General features: G+C 72.6%; 14 protein-coding genes, 1 tRNA gene and 1 pseudogene. 11 read left to right on the forward strand and 5 right to left on the reverse strand.

Features of this window, described 5'->3' with window-relative positions; all coding sequences use genetic code 11:
* Window positions 1-290: 290 nt before the first annotated feature.
* Complete coding sequence (locus tag HNR10_RS07615; protein WP_179821989.1) at window positions 291-2,093, forward strand: gamma-glutamyltransferase family protein; 1,803 nt, start codon at window positions 291-293, stop codon at window positions 2,091-2,093.
* A gap of 543 nt (window positions 2,094-2,636) precedes the next feature.
* On the opposite strand, the gene HNR10_RS07620 is transcribed toward HNR10_RS07615, so the two are convergent.
* The 5 genes from HNR10_RS07620 to HNR10_RS07640 all read right to left on the reverse strand — a co-directional run bounded on the left by HNR10_RS07620 (window position 2,637) and on the right by HNR10_RS07640 (window position 8,528).
* Window positions 2,637-3,821 carry a C40 family peptidase gene (locus HNR10_RS07620; RefSeq protein WP_312889152.1) on the reverse strand — a complete coding sequence of 395 codons (1,185 nt, stop codon included), beginning with the start codon at window positions 3,819-3,821 and terminating at the stop codon, window positions 2,637-2,639.
* A 221-nt stretch (window positions 3,822-4,042) separates the two neighbouring features.
* On the reverse strand, window positions 4,043-5,752 hold the full coding sequence (locus HNR10_RS07625) for a bifunctional 3'-5' exonuclease/DNA polymerase (protein WP_179821993.1): 1,710 nt from the start codon (window positions 5,750-5,752) through the stop codon (window positions 4,043-4,045).
* An 86-nt stretch (window positions 5,753-5,838) separates the two neighbouring features.
* Window positions 5,839-6,759: a 2-hydroxyacid dehydrogenase gene (locus HNR10_RS07630; RefSeq protein ID WP_179821995.1), complete on the reverse strand. Its 921-nt coding sequence runs from the start codon at window positions 6,757-6,759 to the stop codon at window positions 5,839-5,841.
* 233 nt (window positions 6,760-6,992) lie between these two features.
* Window positions 6,993-7,811: a TrmH family RNA methyltransferase gene (locus HNR10_RS07635; protein ID WP_179821996.1), complete on the reverse strand. Its 819-nt coding sequence runs from the start codon at window positions 7,809-7,811 to the stop codon at window positions 6,993-6,995.
* Window positions 7,812-7,865: 54 nt separating this feature from the next.
* Window positions 7,866-8,528: a hypothetical protein gene (locus tag HNR10_RS07640; RefSeq protein WP_179821998.1), complete on the reverse strand. Its 663-nt coding sequence runs from the start codon at window positions 8,526-8,528 to the stop codon at window positions 7,866-7,868.
* Window positions 8,529-8,934: 406 nt separating this feature from the next.
* On the opposite strand from HNR10_RS07640, the gene HNR10_RS07645 reads away from it, so the two are divergent.
* The 10 genes and pseudogenes from HNR10_RS07645 to HNR10_RS31130 form a co-directional block, all read left to right on the forward strand.
* Window positions 8,935-10,671, forward strand: a complete 1,737-nt coding sequence (locus HNR10_RS07645; RefSeq protein ID WP_179822000.1) for a substrate-binding domain-containing protein — start codon at window positions 8,935-8,937, stop codon at window positions 10,669-10,671.
* A 356-nt stretch (window positions 10,672-11,027) separates the two neighbouring features.
* Window positions 11,028-12,791 carry a substrate-binding domain-containing protein gene (locus tag HNR10_RS07650; protein WP_179822001.1) on the forward strand — a complete coding sequence of 588 codons (1,764 nt, stop codon included), beginning with the start codon at window positions 11,028-11,030 and terminating at the stop codon, window positions 12,789-12,791.
* Window positions 12,792-13,125: 334 nt separating this feature from the next.
* On the forward strand, window positions 13,126-13,791 hold the full coding sequence (locus HNR10_RS07655; protein ID WP_179822003.1) for a hypothetical protein: 666 nt from the start codon (window positions 13,126-13,128) through the stop codon (window positions 13,789-13,791).
* Window positions 13,792-13,890: 99 nt separating this feature from the next.
* On the forward strand, window positions 13,891-16,068 hold the full coding sequence (locus HNR10_RS31125; protein ID WP_246407762.1) for a hypothetical protein: 2,178 nt from the start codon (window positions 13,891-13,893) through the stop codon (window positions 16,066-16,068).
* An 88-nt stretch (window positions 16,069-16,156) separates the two neighbouring features.
* A complete protein-coding gene (orn, locus tag HNR10_RS07665) occupies window positions 16,157-16,807 on the forward strand; it encodes an oligoribonuclease (RefSeq protein ID WP_179822005.1) in 651 nt (216 codons plus the stop codon).
* Window positions 16,808-16,874: 67 nt separating this feature from the next.
* Window positions 16,875-16,950, forward strand: a tRNA-His gene (locus HNR10_RS07670).
* A 387-nt stretch (window positions 16,951-17,337) separates the two neighbouring features.
* Window positions 17,338-17,910 carry a type IV toxin-antitoxin system AbiEi family antitoxin domain-containing protein gene (locus HNR10_RS07675; protein ID WP_179822007.1) on the forward strand — a complete coding sequence of 191 codons (573 nt, stop codon included), beginning with the start codon at window positions 17,338-17,340 and terminating at the stop codon, window positions 17,908-17,910.
* A gap of 14 nt (window positions 17,911-17,924) precedes the next feature.
* Window positions 17,925-18,794 carry a nucleotidyl transferase AbiEii/AbiGii toxin family protein gene (locus HNR10_RS07680; protein ID WP_218897657.1) on the forward strand — a complete coding sequence of 290 codons (870 nt, stop codon included), beginning with the start codon at window positions 17,925-17,927 and terminating at the stop codon, window positions 18,792-18,794.
* A 168-nt stretch (window positions 18,795-18,962) separates the two neighbouring features.
* On the forward strand, window positions 18,963-19,991 hold the full coding sequence (locus HNR10_RS07685; protein WP_246406106.1) for a site-specific integrase: 1,029 nt from the start codon (window positions 18,963-18,965) through the stop codon (window positions 19,989-19,991).
* 12 nt (window positions 19,992-20,003) lie between these two features.
* Window positions 20,004-20,159 (forward strand): annotated as a pseudogene (locus tag HNR10_RS31130) (DUF397 domain-containing protein); the annotation flags it as partial.
* Window positions 20,160-20,169 lie beyond the last annotated feature (10 nt).

The raw sequence follows: 20,169 nt of genomic DNA on the forward strand, positions 1-20,169 counted from the left end.
CGCCCTCCGGCGTCGGGGCGCCTCCGGCCGCGCACAGCCACGCACGGCCGCCCCCTCCGCTCGATCGGGGCCGACCGCTCCCGCCCGCCGGGTCGGAGCACCCCGTCCCGCCGCCCCGTCCCGCCACCCGACCGCGCCGCCCGGAACGGCCGTCACCGACGCCCTCCCGCTCCCTGTCCTCTCTCCCCATCACCCCACCCCTCGCTCGCCCCCTTCTCCCCCACTCCCCGCGCCCCACTCGCCTCGCCGCTCCCCCTCCACACTCCCCCGACTCCGAAAGGCCTCCTCAGATGCCCGGTTTCACCACCCGCCCCCAACTGGTCGGCGACTTCGGCATGGTCGCCTCGACGCACTGGCTCGCCAGCGCGGCCGGCATGTCCGTCCTGGAGCGCGGCGGCAACGCCTTCGACGCTGCCGTCGCGGCGGGCTTCACCCTCCAGGTGGTCGAACCCCACCTCAACGGCCCCGGCGGCGAGGTCCCCGTCATCCTGCGGGCCGCGGGCGGCAGACCCCGGGTGCTGTGCGGGCAGGGGGTCTCGCCCGCCGCGGCCACCATGGACGCCTTCGCCGGGATGGACCGCATCCCCGGGTCGGGCGTCCTGGCCGCCACCGTCCCTGGCTCCTTCGACGCCTGGATGCTGCTCCTGCGCGACCACGGCACCATGACCGTCCGCCAGGTCCTGGACCACGCCATCGGGCTCGCCGAACGCGGTTACCCCGTCCTGGAGCGCATCGCCCTCGCCATCGAGACCCTCACCCCCGTCTTCGCCCGGCACTGGACCGGCTCGGCCGCGGTGTACCTCCCGCACGGCGCCGCGCCCGCCGCCGGCTCCCGCCTGCGCAACCCGGCGCTGGCCGCCACCTACCGGCGGATCATCACCGAGGCGGAAGCCGTCGGTCCCGACCGGGAGGCCCAGATCGAGGCCGCCCGCCGCGCATGGTCCCAGGGCTTCGTCGCCGAGGCGGTCGCAGCGTTCCTCTCCTCCCCCGTCCCCGACGGCGCGGGCGTGCCGCAGCGGGCGCTGCTCAGCGCCCAGGACATGGCGGACTGGCAGGCCCACTACGAGGACACCGTGAGCGTGTCCTACGGCGACCACACCGTGCACAAGACGGGGCCCTGGGGGCAGGGCCCGACGATGCTCCAGCAGTTCCGGCTCGCCGAGGCCCTGGGGACCGGCCACGACGTCCTCGACGGGGTCAGCGCCGAGTTCGTGCACCGGGTGACCGAGTCCGCCAAGCTCGCCTTCGCCGACCGCGAGGCCTGGTACGGCGATCCCCTCCGCACCGACGTCCCGCTCAAGGAGCTCCTGAGCGCCGACTACGCCGCCCGGCGCGCCGCGCTCGTCGACGACTCCACCGCGAGCCTGGACCAGCGCCCGGGCCGGATCGGCGACCGCCTCCCCTTCCTGCCCCCGGAGTACCTGCCGGGCCGCGCGCCGGGCGACCGCACCACGGGCGAGCCCACCGTCGGCGACGCGGCCGGGGCGACACCCGCCGACCTGCGCGGGGACACCTGCCACCTCGACGTCGTCGACGCCGCGGGCAACATGGTCTCCGCCACGCCCAGCGGGGGCTGGCTCAGCAGCTCGCCGGTCATCCCGGAGCTGGGCTTCCCCCTGGGGACCCGCGCGCAGATGTTCTGGCTGGACGCCGCCTCGCCCAACGCCCTGGAGCCGCGCAAGCGCCCGCGCACCACCCTCTCCCCCACCCTGGTGACCCGCTCGGACGGCGAGGCGGTCCTGGCCATCGGCACCCCGGGCGGCGACCAGCAGGACCAGTGGACGTTCACCGCCCTCCTGCGCGTCCTCAACGGCGTGGACGACCTCCAGGAGGCCCTGGACACCCCCATGTTCCACACCAACGCCTTCCCCAGCTCGTTCCACCCGCGCGAGACCGTCCCCGGCGACCTGGCCGTGGAGCCGGGCGTGGGCGAGGACACCATCGGCGACCTGCGCGCACGCGGACACCGGGTCCAGGTCGCGCAGCCCTGGTCACTGGGCCGGCTGGCGGCGGTGGCCCGTGATCCCGAGTCCGGCGAGCTGCGTGCCGCCGCCGACGCGCGCGGCTCCCAGGGGTACGCGGCCGGGCGTTGACCAGAAAGGGCTGGAGCCGGAGGCTCTCGGGTGGGGGTGGAGGCCCCACCCCCTCGCGAAGCGTCCGGGGGCGGTGGTGGGAGACGGGCGGGAGACGATTCGGCCAGGAAGTCGCCGGTGAGATGACCGAGATGAGTGATAGGAACGGGTTGAAGGTGGTTGTTTGCCTTGATCGCTCCTCTTGCCAAATCGTCCGGTCACTGCTTATGTAGACCCTGTGCGACGACCCGCCCACGGATTGGGCGCGCGTTTCGTCAGAACTCAATACCACGAATGGCAGGGACCGTTCGCTGTCTCCCCCTCCCTCAGCGGCGCCCCTGTTTCCTCCTCCTCACCGAGACCTGCCTTCCCCTCCCGGCTGGGTATTTCGGACAAGGAGAAACGAGTGGGCCGTGGTGCCACCGACAAGGTGGTGCCACGGCCCACTCCTGTTATGCGTGTGACTCAAAAGCGAATAGCAGGCTACAAAGTGGAAACAATTCTGCCCTGCCCCGAGTTCGGGACAGGGCAGAACGACCGTCGTCGCACGTCGGAACGCGGGGCTCAGGTGTTGACGCGCACCGCGCCCGCGTAGTTGCCGGTGCGCACGGGCGTGACCCGTACGTCCAGACCGGTGCGCGGGGCCTCCAGCATCATGTCGTCGCCGAGGTAGATCGCCACGTGGGAGATGTAGTCGGGGGCCGTGGGGTCGGTACGCCAGAACAGCAGGTCGCCGCGCTCGATGTCGTCGAACGCCACACGCTCGCCCGCGTTCCACTGGTCGTGCGTCACGCGCGGGATGGACACCCCGGCCTCGCGGAAGGCCCACTGCAGGAGCCCGGAGCAGTCGAAGCCGACGTCCGGCGTCGTCCCGCCCCACACGTAGGGAACACCGAGCTGGGTCTCCGCGTGCGCGATGACCTCCTCGATCACCGACTCCGGGACCGCGTCGCCGGACACCTCCGGCTCGGGGTCGTCCGCGACCAGCTGGAGCGAGGTGTCCTCGCCGACGGCCTCCAACAGGGCGTCGTGCAGCTCGTACAGGTCGGCGTCGGGGGCCGAGACGACCAGGGCGTTGCCCTCGGGCATGCCGAGTTCGGCGGCGCGCTCGCGGGAGACCAGGGCGTCGATCCCCGCGATGCCGGAGGTGGCGTGCGTCCACACCTCCAGGTCGACGTCCCCGCGGCCGCCCTCGACGGTGACCTCGCTGCCCACGTCCAGTTCGCGCTCGGTACCGACGTCGTTGGACAGGGCCACGCGCCCCTCGGCGACGCCCTGCCAGATCTCGTCGGACCCGGCGGAGGGCTCGGGCGCGTGGTTGCGGAAGCTGGAGGGGCTCACGCCCAGCACGGAGGTGGGTTCCCCGTCCACGCGCACGCGGGCGGCGTCGACGGTCAGGACGTGCTCCACGCCCTCGATGTCGCGGACGGCGTCCACCGTCTCCCGGGGCAGGGTGGTGGGCGCCACGACGAAGTACTCGACGCTGCGCGCCTCGCGGAAGGGGGCCACGTAGGCGTCGCGGCGCAGGTCCTCGGGGTCGGCGACGTCGGGGGCGTCGGACGCGGAGTCCCCATTGCCGGCCGGATCCCGGGGGTGGGAGCCGCTGGGGGCGTCGGGGGACAGCTGTTCGGAGACGGCGGGACGGTCCTCGACCACCGGTTCGGCCCAGGCCGGGGCGGCGCCGAAGGCGGTGAAGGCGACCGCGAACGCGGCCGTGGTGCCCGCGCAAGTTCTCAAGCGGCTCCGCACGGGGGGCCTCATCCTCTCCTGACCGCCGGGGCGGGGTCCCCGGGGGCGTGATGTCGGTGCGGTACGTTTCCGGATCCAAGAATGGGTGCAGCGGCGCCGGTTGGCAAGAAGCCCACGCGGTCCGATATCGGACGTCCACCTCACGGCCACGGCAGCGATACGCGTCCGCCCCCGTCCCGGGACCGGAGTCGGCACGGGGCCCGTGTCGCGCGGCCCCGCCGCTACCGCTCGTCGTAGGAGTCCGTGACCGTGGTGGAGAGCGGGAAGCGGACCGGCGTGTCCCCGAACAGGGTCGTGCGGGTGCGCGTCTCCGCCTCGGCGACGGCGCGCACGGTCGCGTCGGCGCACTCGCGGGGCACGTGCAGCACGACCTCGTCGTGCACGAAGAACACGATGCCCGCGCCCTCCGGCAGCTCCGGCAGGCCCTGGCGCAGGGCCGCCAGCATGACCAGCGCCCACTCCGCCGCGCTCGCCTGGACGACGAAGTTGCGGGTGAAGCGCCCGTGCGCGCGTCTGCGCCGTTCCCCGTCGGGTCCGGCCGTGCGGGCCTGCCAGTCGGTCGGCGCGGGCGAGGTCCGGCCCAGCCAGGAGCGCACGATGCCGCCGCCCTCCCCCACGCGGGCGGCCGCGTCCACGTACTCCAGGGCGCGCGGGTACAGGCGCCGCATGGTGGCCAGCAGCGGCGCGGCGTCGCCGGAGGTCTGGCCGTACATGGCCGACAACACCCCGATCTTGGCGCGCTCGCGGTCACCGCCCACCTGGTCGGCCAGCCGCGCGTACAGGTCCTCCTCCGCGGCCGCGGCGGCCAGGGCGGCGTCACCGGAGACGGCGGCCAGGACGCGGGGTTCGAGCTGTCCGGCGTCGGCGCGGACCAGTACCCAGCCGGGATCGGCGCGCACCGCCCGGCGGATCGCCCTGGGGATCTGCAGGGCCCCTCCCCCGCGGGTGGCCCACCGGCCGGAGACGACTCCGCCCACGACGTAGTCCGGCTGGAACCGGCCGAGCCGGAGCCCGTCGGGGCCGGGACGCTCGCGCACCCAGGTCTCCAGCCACGCCCAGCCGTTGGCCGAGTGCAGGCGGGACAGCTCCTTGTACCGCAGGAGGAGGGGTACGACGGGGTGGTCGACGCGTTCCAGTTCCCAGGAGCGGGTGGAGGAGACCGGGTGGCCGATCCACGCCATGGCCTTGAGGACCTGGGCGGGTGAGTCGGGGTTGACGTCGCGCCCGACCGCGTCGGAGACGCGGGCGGCGAGGTCGGCGAGGACCGCGGGCCGCTGACCCGCCGGGGGCCGGGGGCCGAGGAGTTCGGTGAGGACCTCGTCGTGCACGCCGGGCCGCAGGGGCAGGCCGTCGTGGCTCATCTCGGCGGCGGCGAGGCCGCCCGCCGACTCCACCGCGGCCAGCAGTTCCATCCGCGCGCGGTCGGGCAGCGCGGCCAGGCGCCGCCGCTGGTCCTCGTGCACCTCCACCAGGGCGGCGAGCCGGTCGGTCCCGGGCGGCAGCGTGGAGCGGTCGGCCCCGAACAGCGCGGGCTGGGCGGCCGTACCCTCGCCCAGGGGGCGCGCGGGGTCCTCGGGCACGGGCCGGTCGTGCAGCCGAGCCCAGGCCGCGCCGAGGGAGTGCGGTTCGGCGTGGCGGACCTCGTGTCCCAGGAGCAGCGCCTCGGTGAGGGCGACGTCGTGGCAGCGCGAGACCCGGGTTCCGGCGCGGACGAGGTCGGGGTAGACGTCCTCGCTCGCCGACCAGACCCACCGGGGCGCCTCGGGGCCCGGGGAGCCGGAGCCCCCGGCCGTGGGCGGAAGGCCGCCCTCCCCCTCCGCGCTGCGCACCGCGCCGGCGAGGTCGGAGACGCGGTGGACCGGGCCGGCGGACCCGTCCAGTTCCTGGATCCACCCGCCGCCCTCGCCGTCGGCGACCACCGCGATCCGCATACGACCAGTGTGGCCTCCGCCGACGACGTTCCGCGGCGGGCCCCGCCGGGACGCGCCGGGACGCGCCGGGACACCCGGGAGCCGGCTCAGCGTCCGGGACGCACCACGTTGGCCAGGGGAGCGCCCGCCGCCCACCGCGCGAGCTGGTCGTCGATGAACGCGCGGGCGCGGGGGTAGAAGGCCGCCGATCCCCCGGCCACGTGCGGTGTCAGGTACACCCCGGGCTGGTCCCACAGCGGGTGCTCCACCGGCAGGGGTTCGGGGTCGGTGACGTCCAGGGCCGCGCGGACCCGCCCGTTCTGGGCCAGCAGCGCGTCGGTGTCCAGCACCGGGCCGCGGCCCACGTTCACCACGAGGGCGTCGTCGGACAGCAGGGCGAACTCGGCGGCCCCGAACAGTCCGCGCGTCTGCTCGGTCAGCGGGGTGACCAGTACCACGATGTCTGCGTCGGGCAGCAGGCCGTGCAGTTCACCGATCCCGTGCACGCCCTCGTCCGGTCGGGCCCGGCCGGCCACGCGCACGACGTCGGTCTCGAACGGCACCAGGCGGCGCTCGATCGCCTGCCCGATGCTGCCGTAGCCGACGATCACCACGCGGCTGTCGGCCAGCGAGCGCAGGGGGACCGAGCCCCACCGGTGCTCCTTCTGGTCGAGGGCCCAGCGGGGCAGGTCGCGCTGGGCGGCCAGGATGAGCCCGAGGGCGTGCTCGGCCGTGCTGGCGTCGTGCAGCCCGCGCCCGTTGCACAGCGTCACGTGGTCGGGGACCAGCGGCAGGACGTGCTCGTAGCCGGCCGACACCAGCTGGACGACCTCCAGGGACGGCAGCCGGGACAGCAGGTCGTAGCGCTCGTCCACGCCCTGCGTGGAGGGCGCGTAGGGCACCTGGTAGAAGGCCACGTCCTCCAGGCCGGTCGCCGGGGCGCTGCCCCCGGCGTAGACGTCGACGTGCAGGGAACTCGGCGCGTTGTTCCGGTTCTGCTCCCACTGCACGAGTGCTCTACCGCCCATGAAGCCGCACCCCTCCACTCCGCTCGGTCCGTGTCGACGGAACACACCCTAGGGTGTGTGCGGCAGATACTCGCCCTGCTGCGCGGCGCCCCAGCGGCACTCTCGCTGCGTTCTCATCAGTCGACAGGGGAACCACCCTGACTCCTTCTTCGGCCTGGCGAGAGCACCACTGGATGCACCGCTCGCGACGGGCGGCATCCACCGCACACACCCTAGCCCCCGCTCCCGATCGGTCAGCGGGTGCGTCCGGCCAGCTCGTAGCACGCCACGGCCGCGGCGGCGGTGACGTTGAGGGAGTCGACGTCGCGGTCGGCCATGGGGATGTGGACCCTGGCGGTGGCGCGCTCCAGCCAGCGGGAGGACAGCCCGTCGCCCTCGGTGCCCAACAGCAGGCCGACGCGGTCGTCGGGGCCGAGCGCGGCCATGGCCTCGCGCAGCGGCAGCGAGTCGGCTCCGGGGGTGAGCGCCATCAGGTGGAAGCCCGCCTCGCGCAGGGTGTCCAGGCCGCCGTACCAGTCGTCCAGGCGGGTGTAGGGCAGGGTGAACACCGCGCCCATCGAGACCTTGACGGCGCGGCGGTAGAGGGGGTCGGCGCAGCGCGGGGCGAGCACGACGGCGTCGATCCCGAGCCCGGCGGCGCTGCGGAAGATGGCGCCCACGTTGGTGTGGTCCACCAAGTCCTCCAGGACGACGATGTTCCGCGCGCGGGCCAGGACGTCGGGCAGCCGGGGCAGGGCGCGGCGCCGGTAGGCGGCCAGCGCGCCGCGGTGCAGGTCGAAGCCGACCAGCCGCTCTGCGGTCTCCTCGCTGACCACGTACAGCGGCGCGGCCGAGGCGGCGACCACGTCGTCCAGTGCCTCGGCCCGGCGTTCGGTGAGCAGGAAGCTGCGCGGTTCGAAGCCCGCGGCCGCCGCACGGCGGATGACCTTGTCCCCCTCGGCCATGAACAGGCCGTGTTCGGCTTCCAGGTGGCGGCGCAGGTTCACGTCGCGCAGGCGGGTGTAGTCGGCCAGGCGCGGATCGGCGGGGTCACTGACCTTGATGACGTCCATGTGCACCCATTATCCAGCGGCGGCGCACCGCCCCGGTGGCGGCCGTGGGCCGGATCAGCCGATCTGGTCGGTGACGGCGCGCAGGCGCTGCCAGCGGGCCTCCTCGCAGGAGCCCTTGCGGGAGAGCGTGGTCTCGACCTCCATGCCCTCCCAGGTACCCACGATGGTGGCCTCCTGGGGGCCGTAGACCTTGTCCGTGCACACGGTGCCCTCGCTCACCTCGGTGAACAGCTGCTCGACGCCGGGGTCGACGGCGACGGTCGGTTCGGCGGCGCCGTCGGCCTGTCCGTCCCCGTCCTCGTCCTGAGCTCCGCCCCCGTCCGCAGCGGTGTCGATGTCGTCGGCGGGTTCAGCGCCGGTGGCGTCCACGGGGTCGGAACCGAGCTCGGCGGCGGCCGCGGCCAGCGCGGCGCAGGCCTCGGGGTCCTCCTCGGCGTCACCGGTGCAGTTCAGGGTCTGCACCCAGGCACGGTCGCGGTCGCTGACCTGGATCCGGAGCTGGCCGACGGGGGCCTGCGGCTCGGTCTCCTCGGGCTCCTCCTCCACCGGCCCGGACTCCACCGTCGCCGCGGAGGTGGCGGTGTGCGCCTGCTCCGGCGGCAGCATCGAGGGCCCGACCAGGACCGCGTACGCCGCCGCGCCGACGGTGCAGGCGCCGACGAGCAGGTAGGTGCCGAGCGTGCCTCGGCCGCGGTGGTCACTGTGCGATGGGGACATGCCAAAACCCTCGGGGGTCGGTGGACACGTGGCCGTCAGTCGGCGCGGAACAGGGGCCGCGCGTCGATCTGAAGCCAGGAGTGGGGCCCAAGTGTAACGGTGGGGTCGGTGTGCTCCGGGGTGGGCACAGTAACAAAGCGATCTCCTCGCCTCGACCACCGGGAGCCGTCACCGAGGGCCGATCGGCCCCTTCCACTCCGCCATTACCAGCGAGTAAGGTCCTGGTGAGGAATCGTTCGCGACAGGCTCCCGAACGTTCGCGTTCACCCTCGTGTGATGCCCGACTCGGCGTGAAGGTTCACACACCCGCTTCCGGGGGCGCCGGGGCGCGGCGCTCCGCGGCACCACCGGCGCCACCGACCGAACGCGACCGGGAGCAGACCCCCAGCCAGACCCCGGAGTGCCCGTGTCCAGTGGACGCCACCGCATCGCCTCACCGGCCGTCTCGACCACCCGCAGAGTGGCCCGGTCCCCGTTGGGCTTCACCGTGATCGCCATCGCGCTCATCACGCTGGCCGCGGTCGCGGTTCCGGTCGGCCTCAACATGCTCGGCTGCGGTGACACGCGCTACCTGCGGGTGTCGGCGACCCAGAGCATCGCCCCCGTGCTCCGGGAGGCCGCCACGGAGTTCAACGAGGACCGTCCCTCCTACGGCGGCGACTGCGTCTACGCGCAGGTGGACGAGATCGCCCCGCACCGGATCATGACGGCGATCTCCGGCGGCCGCCCCGGGGACTCCACCATCGCCCCGCACGTGTGGGTGCCCGAGTCCTCCGCCTGGGTGGAGCTGGCGCGCGTGTCCGAGGGCGGGGCGCGGGGCATCGAGACCGATCCGCCCTCGCTGGCCAACTCCCCCGTGGTGCTGGCCGCGCCCGAGGGCGCCGAGGGCCTGCCCGAACCCGACGACGCCAGCTGGACGCTGGTCCTGCCGGGCGAGCGCGAACCCGAGCGCCCCCTCGTGATGGTCGACCCCAACCGCGGTGCCGACGGGATGACGGTCATGCACGCGGTCCGCCGCCACCTGGGCACCGGGGACGACGCCGACACCGCCATGACCGACTTCGTGCGCGACGTCCAGCTCGACAGCGCCTTCGGCGAGATCGACCTGGGCACCTTCTTCACCGGATCCTCCGCGGCGCGGGACCGGGTGGACCCGCTCATCGCCGCGCCCGAGCAGGCCGTGGTGTCCTACAACAGCACCCGCGCGCAGAACGCCCCGGCGCTGGAGGCGCTCTACCCGTCCGAGGGCACGGTCGGCCTCGACTACCCCTACGTGACCGTCACCGGCGACACGTCCCTGCAGTCGGCCGCCGCGGACCTGTACGAGGTGCTGGACGACCCCGCCTACCGGGATCGCCTGCGTCAGATGGGCTTTCGCGACCCCGGCGGCCGGGCGGCGGCCGAACTGGCCGCGCAGCCGGGAGTGACGGGCGACGAGCCGCCCACGCACGAGGACCTGACCGGCGACGCCCTGCTGGCGTCGGTCACCGACTGGAACCGGCTGTCCATGCCCAGCCGCGCCCTGGTGCTCGCCGACACCTCGCAGAACATGGCGGACGACCTCGACGGCGGCACGAGCCGGATGGACGTCGCCCGGCAGGCGGCGCTGACGGGCCTGTCGCTCTTCCCCGACGAGACGGACATGGGGCTGTGGCTGATGTCCGACGAACTCGGCGAGCGGGGCCGCGAGGAGGCCGCCGACCTGCGCGAACTCGGCGTGGCGACGGCAGGTGCCGACATCACGCGCCGGCAGGAGCTCGTGGGCGTCGCCGAGGACATCGCGGTGGAGGGCGGCGGGTCCCGGCTGTACGACAACATCCTGGACGCCTTCGACGAGGTGCAGGCGCACTACGACGAGGACAAGATCAACAGCGTCATCCTGCTGACCGCGGGGGCGGACGACGGTTCCAGCGACCTGTCCCACGAGGAGCTGGTGGCGGCGCTCCAGGACCGGTTCGACCCCGAGCGGCCGGTGAGCTTGTTCGTCATCGCCTTCGGCGCCCAGGCCGAGGAGGAGCGCCTGCGCCAGATCACCGCGGCGACCAGCGGCTCGCTCTTCGTCACCGACGACCCGGACGAGATCGGCGACATCTTCCTCAGCTCCATCTCCCGGCGGCTCTGCGTGCCCGACTGCGACAGCTGAGGGCGCGCGGCACGCCGCCGCGGCCGAATTTCGGCTCGGAGTCGTCTCGATTAGATAACGGAATAGAATTTCGGACGGGCCACTTCACGTTCACTTGGGCGCAAGCCATGGTTCGGATCACCCGAGGTGACCGGTACTGCTTCGCCTCCCGAGCCTCTCCGTCACCGGTCGAGCACCCGGGGAACGGGCTCGCGCGGCATGCGCTCCACATGACCCGTTGAGTACCGTTCCCACCAGTAACACCCCAGTGGTCGGATGCGTCCCGTTGCGGACCGGACTGAACGGCCGCTCCCCGGACCCCCGGAACACACCCCCTGTACGACTCTCCGTCCGTACACCACCCCGTGAGGAATGCTGTGGGACGTCACCGCGGAAGATACGCAGAAGAGCCCCCGAGCCGGGACAGGCGTCGGCGCGGCCGCGGCGGGGCCTTCGCCGCCCTGGCCGCCGCCATGGTCATCGTGATCGGCCTCGCCGTCGCGGGCGTGTACATGTTCGGGCAGTCGGACGGATGCCGCGGTTCGGACGTCGAACTCGACGTCGCGGCCGCCCCCGAGATCGCCCCCGCACTGAACGACGTCGCCTCGGACTTCAACGCCGAGGAGCAGCAGGTGGACGGGTCCTGCGTGCGGGTCAGCGTGCGCGCGGTCGACTCCGCCAACGTCGCGTTCGGCATCACCGGTGCGGGCGCGACCATGGGCGACACCGACTCCGACGTCTGGGTCCCCGACTCCAGCGTGTGGTCGCAGCTGGTCCAGACCCAGTCCGGCGACGCCGTGATCACCGAGACCGGCACCTCCGTGGCCCGCTCCCCGCTGGTCCTGGCCGAGCTCGCCGAGTTCGCCCAGGGCTCCGGTGAGGACGTGCGGTGGTCGGACGTGATCCCCACGGCCGCCCCCTCCGAGGACGCCGGCCGCACCGTGCGCGTGGTCGACCCCGCCCGCAGCTCCACCGGTCTGGGCACGCTCCACCTGCTCCAGGGCGCCCTGGAGGAGGCCAGTCCCGACACCGACACCTTCAACGCGTACATGACCGCGGCGCTGCAGTCCCTGCACCAGGGCGCGTCCTCCGACGAGGAGGCGGCCTTCCTCGCCCTGAGCGGCGGGGACGCCGAGGCCCCGCCGGTCATGGTCATGTCGGAGCAGGCCGTGTGGCGCTACAACGCCGAGCACGACGACGCCGCCGCCCAGGCCCGCTACCTGGAGGGGGGCACCTACTACCTCGACTACCCCTACGTGGTGCGCAGCGAGGAGAGCGAGATCACCCGCGCCGCGGACCTGTTCCGCGAGGCCGTGCGCTCCCCCGGCGCGGTGGAGCGCTACCTCGCCGACGGGTTCCGCGGCTCCGACGGCGAGATCGACACCTCCGTGCTCACCGAGGAGGTCGGATTCCGCGAGGAGGAGCCGTCGGAGCTGCCTGCACCGTCCGGTGAGGCGGTCACCGACCTCACCCGGACATGGAACCAGCTGAAGATGGAGTCGCGTGTCCTGACGATCGTGGACGTGTCCGGCTCGATGCTCGCCGAGGTGCCCGGGACGGGCATGACCCGGATGCAGGTGACGACCGCCGCGGCGACGGAGGGCCTGCAGATGTTCACCCCCACGGCCGAGCTGGGCGTGTGGCAGTTCTCCACGAACGTCAACAACAACCTCCACTACCAGGAGATCGCGCCGGTCCGGGAGCTCCAGGCGACCGACGAGTCCGGCACCGCCCACCGGGACGTGATCGGCGGCGCCCTGGCGCGGCTGCAGCCGCTGCCCCAGGGGGACACGGCGCTCTACGACACCTACCTGGCCGCCTACCAGGAGATGTCGCGCACCTACCAGCCGGACCGGACCAACGTCATCCTGATGCTCACCGACGGGGACAACGACAACCCCGGCGGGCTGGAGCTGGAGCAGCTGCTGAGCGAGATCGACGGGATCTCCAGCGCGTCGCGGCCGATCCCGATCATCACGATCGCGTTCGGCCCGGACGTGCAGAACCTGGAGCCGCTGCAGCAGATCGCCGCGGCCACGGGCGGTGCCGCGTACATGACGGAGGACCCGACGGAGATCGGCGAGATCTTCCTCCAGGCCTTCTCCCTGCGCATCGCGGAGGAGGACGAGGGGGAGAGCTGACCGCCCGCGGGCGGGCCGCCCGCCGACGACGGCTCCTGACGACGACCGGGCCGTGGCACCGCGCCACGGCCCGGTCGTCGTCGTCGGTGGGGGCGGGAGTGCGGTGGAGCGGGGATGCGGTGGGGCGGGGATGCGGTGGGGCGGTGGGGCCCGGGTGGAGGCCGCGACGCGTGTGAGAGCGGCCTGCCGGACGCGGAGGTGACAAGACCCTGTCCCGCGGGCGAGGACATATGGACTTCTCGCGCGCGGTGGCGTACGCAGGGAGGGCGGAGCGTGTCCAGGGCTCCACCTCGACCCGCGGGGCCCACACCGACGACAGGATGAGGGAACCGCGATGACGCAGGCGTGGATGTCGGCCGCCGAGAGGATCCAGGGCCGGGCCACGGCGGCTCCGCCGGGACGCGGCGCGCCGCGTGCCGTGTGGAGCGTGACCGGGTCCGACCCCGCCACCCGGTCGGCCGGCCAGGAGGCCCGGCGGCTGGTGGCGCAGCGACGGGAGACCCACCTCGTCTGGAACCCGCTGACCGGGGAGATCGTGCAACTGCTGCCCGCCACCCGGCGCGGCCGGATCGACCTCGGCGGCACCCACCTGTACGAGCAGCACGTCGACCACGGCCTGGAGGGACGCGTGTGCCTCGTGGTCGCGGTGGTCGCCCGCCCGGACACACCCTTCACCGACGGCCCGATGCGCGGCCTGGAGCCGGTCCTGGGCTGGTTGGACTCCTGGGGTGTGGCGCGGCGCTGGAACGGCGCGCTCCTGGGCGCGCCGGAGGGGCCGGGTACCCCGGACGAGTCGTCCGTCCGTGCCTGGAGCAGGGGCGGGCACTTCGGCCAGGACCACGTGCCCGGCTCGGGCGCGACCGGACCCGGCCACGTCGAGCCCGCCCGTCTGCTGGCGCCGTCCCCGGCCGTCGAGCGGGACACCGCCGCCGAGCAGGCCGGAAGCGCGTTCGAACCCGCGACCGCCCCCAACGGATGCCGACCGTCCGCCATCGCCTAGACACGGACAGCGAGGTCCAATTCACCCGGAACCCCTCGTGCAAGGGGTTTCGGGGATCGCTGGTCCGGCAGAGCCCGAAAACCCCTTAGTCTGTCGCCCATGGGTGGATCTATCGAGCCGGGTTGGTATGCGGACCCGCAGGGCGACGCGCAAACGCTCAGATGGTGGAACGGTGACGAGTGGACGCGGCATACCCGTTCACTGAGCGAACTCCAGGGCGGCGCCGCGAGCGCCGACGACGAGGAGGCCTCCACCACCTACCTGGGCGGACAGGGCCAGGACGGGTCCTCGTCCGAGGTGGACGAGGACGAGCCGGGCACGGTCCGCCTCGGCCCGTCGACCGCCGCGCCGGCCACCCCCGTGGGCGACGAGCCCAGCACCATGCGCATCAGCCCGTCCTCGTCGCGGGACACGGCCTCGGCACCACCCAGCCCTGAGCCGTCGCCCGCACCGCTGGACGACGAGCCCAGCACCATGCGCATCAACCCCTCCTGGTCCCAGGACTCCGCCCCCGCCCCGCACTCCCCGGCGCCCCTTCCCGTGGACGACGAGCCCAGCACCATGCGGATCGGCCCGTCCGCCCCCCGGCAGAACGCCACCCCTCCCGCCCCCACCCCGGTGGACGAGGAACCCGGCACGATGCGCATCAGCCCCTCCGCCTGGGGCCAGGGGTCCGATGACGACGAGCCCACGGCCGACATGGGCGGGGTCGGCGCCACGATGCGCGTGAACCCGGGCGATCTGCCCGGCGCAGGCGGCCAGGGCCAGGAGGTCCCGACCGCCCACTACGGGGACGACGACGAGGTGCCCACCGCCGACATGGGCGGCGTGGGCGCGACCATGCGCGTGAACCCGGCCGACCTGCCCGGCAGGGGCGGCCAGGACGACGAGGTGCCGACCGCCCACTTCGGCGACGACGAACTGCCCACGGCCGACCTCGGCGGCGACGCGGTCGGCGACGCCCCGCGCACCGCCGTGTTCGACCCCGGTGCCGTCGGCGACGCGCCGCGCACGGCGGTCTTCGATCCCGGCCAGATCGGTGACAGCCCCTCCACCGCGGTGTTCTCCCCCGGTGGCGGCGACGAGGCGCCGAGCACCGCCGTGTTCAACCCCGACGACCCGATGTTCTCCGGCGGTGGCGAGACCGACGAGGACGGCAGGCGCAAGAGCGGTTTCAAGGGTCTGCTCGGCCAGCTCAAGGACGGGTGGGCCGACCTCAGCGAGGAACGCCGCGAGGAGCGGCGCAAGGCCGAGGAGGAGGCCGCCAAGCAGCGCGAGGAGGAGCGCGTGCGCCTGGAGGCCGAGGCCAAGCAGCGTGAGGAGGAGGCCAAGCAGCGCTGGGAGGAGGCGCGCAAGCGCGCCGAGGAGCAGGGCGAGCAGCCGCCGCCCGGCCCCGTCGGCGCGCCCGGCGACCCCCAGCAGCAGGCCGCCGCCTGGCCCGGTGGGACGCCCGACCAGCCGGCGCCGGGCCGGCCGATGCCCGGGCAGCCCACACCGGGGCAGCCGGCCCCTGGACAGCCGGCCCCGGGCCAGCAGCCGCCTTCGGGACCGCAGCAGGGCTACCAGCCCCAGGCTCCGGGGCAGACGCCCTCGGGACAGCCCGCTCCCGGGCAGCAGCCTCCGTCCGGACCGCAGCAGGGCTACCAGCACCCGGGCGCGCCGGGGCAGCCGCTCTCCGGCCCTCAGCAGGCGTTCAACGCCCCTCCGGGCGCCCCGCCGCAGCACGGCGGCTTCCGGCCTCCGGGACCGCCTCCCGGCCACCAGCAGCCGCCGACCGGGGGCCAGCAGGGCTACCAGGCGCACCGCCCCCCGCCGGGCGCGTTCCCGCCCCCCGGCGGCTATCCGCCGCCCCAGCAGCACGGCGGCCCGGGCATGGCCGCCGGCCCGCCACCGCACCACCGCCACGGCCCGGCCCCCCAGCCGATGGCCCGACCGCCGCAGGGCCCGCCGCCCGGCTTCCCGCCCACCCCCGGCCCCAGGAACGGCCCCCCGGGCGGACCCCCGCACGGTGGCCCCATGGGCGGCCCGCACGGCGGCCCGCCGCGTCCGCAGTGGGGGCAGCAGGGACCGGGCGGGCAGCCGCCGCCCCCCGCCCCGCGTCCGCAGCAACCGCCGCCCCGCAAGAAGAAGAAGGGCGGGTGCGGCTGCGGCTGCTTCACCCTGCTCCTGATCATCGTCGTCATCCTGGCGCTGGCCTACGTCCAGATCTGGGGGGTCTACGACTGGATGTACGAGATCTTCGACGTCGGCTACCCCGGCCAGTTCATCTGGAACTGACCGGCGCCGCCCGAGGGGCGGCCGGACCCGTGTCCGGCCGCCCCTCGGCCATCCGCAGCACTCCCCGGCACGCCGTAGGGTGACCGGTATGAACGACTGTCTGGTGTGGATCGACTGCGAGATGACGGGGCTCGACCTCGAGAACGACGCGCTGATCGAGGTGGCCTGTCTGGTCACCGACGGTGAGCTCAACATCCTCGACGAGGGTGTCGACCTCGTGGTCAAGCCACCGCAGGCGGCGCTGGACCAGATGGGCGACTTCGTCCGCGACATGCACACCTCGTCGGGGCTGCTGGAGGAACTGGACCAGGGCATCTCCCTCAAGGAGGCCGAGGACCGGGTGCTGGAGCACATCCGCCGGTACGTCACCGAGCCCCGCAAGGTCCCCCTGTGCGGCAACTCGATCGCCACCGACCGCACCTTCATCGCGCGCGACATGAAGGACCTGGACGCCTTCCTGCACTACCGGATGGTCGACGTGTCCTCGATCAAGGAGCTGCTGCGCCGCTGGTACCCGCGCGTGTACTACGCGAGCCCGGACAAGAACGGCGGGCACCGGGCCCTCGCCGACATCACGGAGAGCATCAAGGAGCTGCGCTACTACCGCGCCGCCGCCTTCGTCCCCGAGCCCGGCCCGAGCACCACCACGGCCCGCGCGATCGCCGCCGAGGTCATGTCCGGAGGCACCGGCCGGGAGGCCCGTGAGAAGGCCGCCACACCGGACGGGCCCGAAAACTGATCGAAGCACTCCTCCGCGTCCGCTAAGCTTTCATACGTACGCAGGGCCGCGAGGCCAGGCGCACGTGGTGGGTGTAGCTCAGCCGGTAGAGCACTTGGTTGTGGTCCAAGAAGTCGCGGGTTCAAGTCCCGTCACTCACCCCAGAGCCGAAAGGCCCTGACCAGCGACAACGTCGCAAGGTCAGGGCCTTTCGCGTTGCCGGGGGCGCACCAGCAGGTGCACGACGGTAAAGATTGGCCCGGTGAGTGTGCACCACCCATCCCGTCACTCACTTCGCGGGCGGGGGTGCACCCGGGTGCACGACGCAGCGATAGTTCGGCACCGAACCCCCATATCCCGGGCGTCAGCGGCGATCAGCGGATGGACCGGACACCCCTGCTGACCTGTGGAAGGATCGTCGAGGACCGTTTCCGATCTCCTTCGCCTCAGCGCCCACCGAAGCGATGCCCCGCACCTGGCTCGCGCTGTTTGGCGCCTGACTGGTGGAACAAGACGTATACAGATAATGTTACCTGTATACGGAACGGATCATGGAGGTGAGCGCTGTGGAGATCCTGCAACCCAAGCGGACGCCCGACCTCGGCATGTCCAAGAGCACCCTGTACCGCGCCGCCCGCGACGGAACCTACGAGCGCATCGCACGAGGCATCTACCGCGCCGCCGACGCCCCGGCCGCGGACTGGGACTGGATCGAAGCGGCCACACGCCGGCCCGAGGCAACGATCTGCCTCGCTTCCGCGCTGGCCTACCACGACCTGACCGACGCCATCCCGGACGCCGTGGACATCGCGATTCCGCGCGGCACCCGTATCCCGGCAACCCGAGCCGCGATCAAGTGGCACGTGCTCGCGAAGCAGACCTTCAACCTCGGCCGCTCCGAGATCCCCATCCCAGGGTCGGAACTGCGCATCGGCATCTACTCGCCCGAGCGCAGCATCGCGGACGCGTTCCGGCTCCGGGGCGACCTCGGGTACGAACTGGGAAGAGACGCCCTACGCGAATGGCTCCGCCGTGGCGGCAAGCCGGCGCACCTCATGTCGGTCGCCGCCCGCCTCCCCCGGGCCAAGGGCCCGGTCCTGCACGCGCTGGAGGTGCTCACGTGACCAGTGGCGATGAGGTGTTCCGGCAGATCCAGAAGAAGGCGAGGTCGGTCGCGGCCGCAGAAGGCAGACCCGTACCGACCGCCGAGTACCTCACCAGGCACGCGCTCGAATCCTTCCTCGACCGGCTGACCCGCACCGAGCACAAGGACGACTTCGTGTTGAAGGGCGGCATCCTCCTCGCCGTCTACGGGGTCCGTCGTCCGACCAAGGACGTCGACGCGGAGGCGATCAGGGCCACGGTCACACCTGAGGTCATCACGCAGGTCATCCGTGACGTGGCCGCAGTCCGAGTTCCCGACGGCCTGGTCTTCGATCTCAACACGATGCGCGTGCAGGAGATCCGCGACCAGGCAGACTACCCGGGTCTGCGCATGCGGGTCACCACCTATATCGGCTCCCAGAAGACCGTCGTCGCCTGGGACATCTCGACCGGAGACCCGATCGTCCCGTCGCCGAAGCCGGTCAAAGTACCCCGCATCCTCGGGGGCGAGATCGAGATGCTCGGTTACGCGCCCGAGACCACGGTGGCCGAGAAGGCCGTGACGATCCTGGAACGCGGGATCACCAGCACCCGCTGGCGCGACTTCGTCGACATCGTCCAGTTGGCAGCGCAGCACGACATCGACGAGGACCAACTACTGGAGTCCGCGCGAGCCGTCGCCCGCTACCGCAAAGTCGAACTCGTACCGATCTCACCCGTCATAGAGGGGTACGGCGCCATCGGCCAGACCAAGTGGGCGGCGTGGCGGCGCAAGGAAGGCCTTGAGGACATCAGCGAAGCCAGCCTCGACGACCAGATGGCGAAGGTCGCGGAAGTGATCGATCCCGTGTTCTCGCATGGTCCGGGCACCGCCACCACGAAGGCGTCGACCACCGGCATCTAACCAGAGCCGGGTGCACGGACTGGCTACGAAAGGGCACCAAATACCGCGTCCTGGACATCAGCGGCGATCGACGGATGGACAGGGCACCCCTGCTGGCCTGCGAAAAGATTATCGAGAACCTTCGCCGATTCCCTTCGCTTCGGCCCGCAACCAAGCGATGGTCCACGCATGGCAACCATCAACCAGCGCAAACTAGCCGACGGGCGCACCCGCTACTGGGTCAATTGGCGGCTCGGCGGCACCCGCACCGGGGCACCCCCGTCCGAACCCTTCGACACCCACGCCGACGCCCACACCCTCAAACTCCACGTCGAAGCCGCCGGCCACCAATGGCCCGAGAACTGGATCCGCCGCCAAGGCTGGGCCCAGGGGTGGGTCCCCGGACACGGATGGGTCACCACCGACGAGGACGACGAACCCGAAGCCGAACCGGTGCTGTTCGCCGACTACGCCCGCGACCTCGTCGACTCCATGACCGGCATTGCCGAACGCACCCGTGCCGACTACCACCGCGACCTGGACATCCACCTGATCCCCCGCTTTGGGAAGGTGAACCTGCGCGACCCTGCCCGGCTCAAACCCAAGGACGTACGCGCCTGGGTCAACCACCTGCGCACCGGGGTCTCCGACCCCACGGCCCCACACAGGACCAGCACGCCCAGCCGGGGCCGCAAGAAGGAACCGGGGTGGCTGCGCAAACCCCTGGCGCCCAAGTCCATCCACAACCTCCACGGGCTGCTGTTCACCGTCTGCGAGGCCGCCGTACGCGAGGACCCGCCCCTACGCCCGTCGAACCCGGCCTCGCGCACCCGCCTGCCCCGCGTCGACGACGGCGAGGGAGAAGCCGACCTGTGCTTCCTGACCCGCGAGGAGTTCACCCTGCTGCGCGATTCCATGGCCGAGGACGTACGGGACATGGTCGAGGTGTTCGTGCGCACCGGGATGCGCTACAGCAAACTCACCGCGCTCCAGGTCCGCGACATCACCCTCACGGCCGCCATCGGCTCCGACGGGCAACCGCTCACCCGGGGCCACTTGGACGTGCGGCGGGCGTGGAAACGCTGCCCCGACAACACCTTCCGGCTCGGTGCTCCCAAGACCCGCAGCTCGCGCAGGCGCATCCCGCTCTCACCGCGCACCATCAGGGAGCAGCCCGCGGCCCCCAGGAAACCTTGCAGGCCATCCGCGACGAGATGAGGAAGATCGACGATGAGTGACTGGCACAAGAGCAGCTACAGCGGCGGGTCGAACGAGTGTGTCAATGTCCGTGAGCACAGCGCCGGAGCGGACGTACGTGACACCCAGAACCGCGAGTCGGGACATCTGACCTTCCACAGCCCCGAATGGCGTGCCTTCGTCAACACGCTGTACTCCA

Origin of the sequence: Nocardiopsis aegyptia, from assembly GCF_013410755.1 — a bacterium.
Classification (GTDB): domain Bacteria; phylum Actinomycetota; class Actinomycetes; order Streptosporangiales; family Streptosporangiaceae; genus Nocardiopsis; species Nocardiopsis aegyptia.